The 4,612-nt window shown below is 42.1% G+C and carries 5 protein-coding genes; 4 read left to right on the top strand and 1 reads right to left on the bottom strand.

All coding sequences use genetic code 11. From position 1 onward, the window contains the following. Positions 1 to 120 precede the first annotated feature (120 nt). Together GNE10_RS32230 and GNE10_RS32225 are read left to right on the top strand one after the other, a co-directional pair. Positions 121 to 810 (top strand): ComF family protein, encoded by a 690-nt coding sequence (locus GNE10_RS32230; protein WP_185570043.1) that lies wholly within the window; start codon positions 121 to 123, stop codon positions 808 to 810. A 74-nt stretch (positions 811 to 884) separates the two neighbouring features. After that, a complete protein-coding gene (locus tag GNE10_RS32225; RefSeq protein WP_099071957.1) occupies positions 885 to 1,343 on the top strand; it encodes a PPC domain-containing protein in 459 nt (152 codons plus the stop codon). Between the two features lie 159 nt (positions 1,344 to 1,502). On the opposite strand, the gene cobS is transcribed toward GNE10_RS32225, so the two are convergent. Continuing rightward, the gene (cobS, locus tag GNE10_RS32220; protein WP_185570041.1) at positions 1,503 to 2,282 is read right to left on the bottom strand and encodes an adenosylcobinamide-GDP ribazoletransferase; all 780 of its coding nucleotides are present in this window, start codon (positions 2,280 to 2,282) and stop codon (positions 1,503 to 1,505) included. Positions 2,283 to 2,804: 522 nt separating this feature from the next. Between cobS and GNE10_RS32215 the strand changes: the two genes are divergently transcribed. Both GNE10_RS32215 and tgt read left to right on the top strand, forming a co-directional pair. After that, positions 2,805 to 3,257, top strand: coding sequence for a hypothetical protein (locus GNE10_RS32215; RefSeq protein WP_099071968.1), 453 nt, complete (start codon positions 2,805 to 2,807; stop codon positions 3,255 to 3,257). A gap of 216 nt (positions 3,258 to 3,473) precedes the next feature. Beyond that, a partial coding sequence (gene tgt / locus GNE10_RS32210) for a tRNA guanosine(34) transglycosylase Tgt (RefSeq protein WP_185570039.1) occupies positions 3,474 to 4,612 on the top strand: 1,139 nt, incomplete at its 3' end.

The following is a 4,612-nucleotide window of genomic DNA, read 5'->3' as shown; positions in this document are numbered from 1 at the left end:
GGTTCTTAGTGATGGGGAGATGGGGGAGATGGGGGAGATGGGGAGATGGGTGAGAATAATAACTCCCCAAACAGTCAACACTCACCAGTCAACAGTCAACAGTCAACACTCCAATGACCAATGCACACTTTTACCCAAAAGCTCACAAGCTTACTTAATCTTTTTCTCCAATCCCATTGTCCACTGTGCCAACGCTCAACTTCTCAAGAAATTTGTGACAACTGCGCTAGACAATTGCAAAAATGTCAACGTCAAAACTCAATTTCTCTGTGGAAAGAACCACTACCAGTATTTAGCTGGGGTGAGTATGGGGGTATAGTCAAAAGAGCGATCGCGGTGATGAAATACGAAAATCAACCCCAAATAGCTCGTCCTTTGGGTCAATGGTTAGGAGAATCTTGGTTGTTAAATTCACCCAAGCGAGATAGTCAGGCTGTGGTAGTTCCCATCCCACTCCACGCTAGCAAGCTGCATCAACGCAAATACAATCAAGCTGCTTTAATAGCACAAAGCTTCTGCGAAATAACTGGATTAAAATTGAAACTAGATGGATTAACAAGAGTGCGACAAACCCAAGCACAATTTGGTTTATCAGTATCTGGGCGAGAACAAAACTTGAAGACAGCTTTTGCTGTTGGGCAAGAATTTCGCCATCGCCTTCCAAATGTCCCAGTATTATTATTGGACGATATTTATACTACTGGTGCTACTGCCAGATCTGCTGTGCAAACACTTCGTGAGTATGGAATTGTGGTCTTAGGATTAGTAGCAGTAGCCACTACAGTTAAAGACGAATCAATCCAGAATTAATGGGCAAACTTGGGCACAAAAGTGTATGAGTTGACCAATTCACCCTAATTTTGCGGAAAAATTGCTTGAAATTTATGGATAAAGCTTTTGCGGCGGCTTTAAAACAATCAATGGTCATTCCTGCCACGTTGCTGGCAATAGTTACAAGTACAAGTGCAGCTTTCGCTCAAAATAATAAGTTATATAGTCCAATTCCTTTATCTAACAGTACTGAATTTTCCGATAGCCTTTCAGACAAAGACATTCCCACAGGTCAAGGTGGGTTTGCCCGCGATTACACAGTCAAGCTAGAGAAGGGCGACAATTTAGCAGTTGACCTCTCATCTGATAGCTTTGACAGCATCATCACATTGCTAGCACCTGATGGTTCAACTTTAGCAGAAAATGATGACGGCCCTGATGGTAGTAGCAATTCTCTACTATTTACTCGCATCGTAGAAACAGGCACTTATGTTATCCGCGTCCGGTCTTTCGGAGAAACTGGAGTTGGGGCTTTTAAACTCAAGGTGACAAAATTGCAGCCGATTAAATGAAGTTAGGAGTTGGGAGTTGGGAGTTAGGAGTTAGGAGTTAGGAGTTAGAAGTTATGAATGATGAGTTATGAGTTATGAGTTATGAGTTAGAAGTTATGAATGATGAGTTAAAAATTCTTAACTCCTAACTTTTCACTCCTAACTCCTAACTTTTCACTCCTAACTTTTCACAGCAGTCAAGACACAGAGAAATAAGGCTTCAGTCCACTCAACGACTGCGCCGTAGGTATCTCCGGTGTGTCCGCCTAGTTTGTGGTTAAACCAGGCGGCTGTAAAAGTGGCGATCGCACTTCCAGCTAGTATCATTACTATTGGCAAAAATAATTGCTGTTTATCCATCAGCCACACTAAACTACTCAAACTCAATAGCAACAACAAACTCGGTAATAAATCTTTGTAAGAACGAATGGCTTGTTTGTGAACAGCACCTTTGCCTGTTGGTTTCAGGTAAGGATATCTAGCAATGGCTATTTGCTGTCCCCAACGTCCCCAACCACAAGCAGCCATCAGTATTAAGCAACGGTTTTCTGGTATTTCGGTTAAGGCTGTGATTTTTAATACTACTATGATGATGGCTACCATTGCCCCAAAGGCTCCTGTGGCGCTATCTGCCATCACCTCTAATCGCCGATTTGGATCGCCCACTGCTAAGCCATCCGCAGTATCCATTGCTCCATCTAGGTGCAGTCCTCCAGTTATGGCAATCCAAATACTGACTACTAACGCACTACGAGTTAGCATTGGCATACCAGTATAATTCATCACTAAATCTAATAACCCTAAAATGCCTCCAATTATCAACCCTACAATTGAGGCAAGACGCGCCACTCCCTGGAAGTCTAATTTATTCAAATACGGCAGTGGAATAACTGTGTAAAATATGATACTTGCTGCTAGCTTGAACAGCAGGTTTTTCCACCATTGTTGCTGTTTCACCATTTGAGTTACATTGTTAATTGCTCGATAACAGTCTGAGTTTCAGTAGAAATGACACCTGGAGACTTTAAAGCTTTAAATAAGATTTACTTCTATTAGAGATTATCCCGGAAAATTTTGTTATGCTTGTCTCAGTGGTCATTCAATGCTTAAAAGTTTTATTTTATACAAAAAAATCAAAAATATTACAATTGTATCAAGGAGCAAAATTTGTGTTTTGTATTTGTTAACTAGAAACTTATTCGATTTGGACTTGGGCGATCGGTGCAAAACTCCACATCCTTAGATTGAAGGATATCCAGCACTAACGCAGATTTTAAGAAAGCCTCAACATGGTAAAATGCCAATAGTGGAAAGGTAATCAAACACTGAAAAAAGTCTATTGCTATCTAAAAAGTAGACAGTTGTCAATAGACGGTTGCCCGACAAATGATATTTTTTAAAATATTAGAGAGTAAATGTAAGCTATTCAATATGACTGTTTAGCTGATGTTTTTCTCTTTGCAGCTCAATCGCTATTTCCCTATGAGTCACCATCTACCCGACACCAGCATACCAGCTCCGTGCATTGTAAACGCGGGCATCATTGTGAATAAACTCGACATGCGGCGATTGCTGACAGATTTAGGTCGAGTCCACTACATCTACACCCAAGAAGACAAGGTACTGAGCGAGGGTGAAGGGGATGTGATGGAAGTTTTTGCCAACCCGCAAAGGTCTACCTTAGTGGCTAACCATGCCCTATATTTGAATGTTTGTAGTTTTGACTATTTAGAACTCAAACAGTCGTCACAACAAGAAACCTACTTTGATTTGATGCAGGAAGGAGTGTGTCTGAGGTTGATTCCTCGGTCTACCCCTCTGCAAGAGCGACGGGAGCGAAGCTTCAATGTCAGCGCCATAGAAGCGATGATGGAGCAAGTACTCTCAGCTAGATGGGATGCAGAAATTGACGATGACTGTTCTGATTCTTTCTAAATAAGCTAATACTCTGGTAGGGACTGTCCTTAGTTGTTGGCAAAGGACAGTCTCTACCAGAAAATATTTAAGTTAAACAAACGTTACCTTAACAACTGTTATATAAATTTTATGTCGGGCTGCGCTTTATTGATTTAGGGGCAATTTATGAATTGCCCCTAAATTATGTAGTTTCGCGTAAGTTCTACAAGCGCATCTTCAAAAATTAAAAATGGTATGAGTGCCAATTTTTCATTTCAATGTCTTGCTTGCTGTAGTCAGACAAAAGCTAGAGCAGGAGTGTTTTTTACCCCTCACGGCCCTGTGGAAACCCCAAGATTTATGCCAGTGGGGACGCTAGCTAATGTCAAAACCATCACCCCTTCTCAATTACGAGATACTGGGGCACAGATGATTTTATCGAATACTTATCATCTTCACTTACAACCAGGAGAAGCGATCGTTGCTGGCGGTGGTGGGTTGCACAAATTTATGGGATGGAACGGGCCGATGCTCACAGACTCTGGTGGGTTTCAGGTATTCAGTTTAAGTGAGATGCGGAAAATTACTGAAGATGGAGTAACTTTTCGTTCACCCCATGATGGACAAATTATTAACTTAACACCAGAACGCTCCATTGAAATTCAAAATACTTTAGGGGCAGATGTGATCATGGCCTTTGATGAATGTCCGCCTTACCCAGCTACTCGCCAAGAGGTACAAACTGCCACCGATCGCACTTACCGTTGGTTAGAACGCTGCATAACTGCTCATCAACGTAGCGACCAAGCTTTATTTGGGATTGTGCAAGGAGGCGTATATTTAGATTTACGCTGTCGTGCGGCGGAAGCTTTGGCTAAGTTGGATTTACCCGGATACGCCATTGGTGGTGTGAGTGTGGGAGAACCACCAGAATTGATGGCTGAGATTGTCAAAGTCACAGCACCACTTTTACCCCCTGAAAAACCGCGTTACTTGATGGGTGTAGGTACTTATCGAGAAATGGCCATTGCCATTGCCTCTGGCGTAGATTTATTTGATTGCGTAATTCCCACACGCTGGGCTAGACACGGGACAGCAATAGTCCAAGGCGAACGCTGGAATTTGAAAAATGCAAAGTTTCGTGAAGATTTTGCCCCCATAGATGAAACTTGTCCTTGCTACACTTGTCAAAATTTCAGCCGTGCTTACGTATCTCATTTAGTGCGATCGCAAGAAATTTTAGCTTACACCTTGTTAAGCATTCACAACATTACTGAGTTAATTCGCTTTACCCAAAAGATTAGAGAAGCAATATTAAGCGATCGGTTTACCACAGAATTTGGTCACTGGCTGGAGGGAGTGGAGGATGGGGAGATGGGGAGATGGGGTGATGG

Origin of the sequence: Nostoc sp. 2RC, from assembly GCF_014222165.1 — a bacterium.
Classification (GTDB): domain Bacteria; phylum Cyanobacteriota; class Cyanobacteriia; order Cyanobacteriales; family Nostocaceae; genus Nostoc; species Nostoc linckia.
This window is presented reverse-complemented; position numbering and strand designations above follow the sequence as displayed.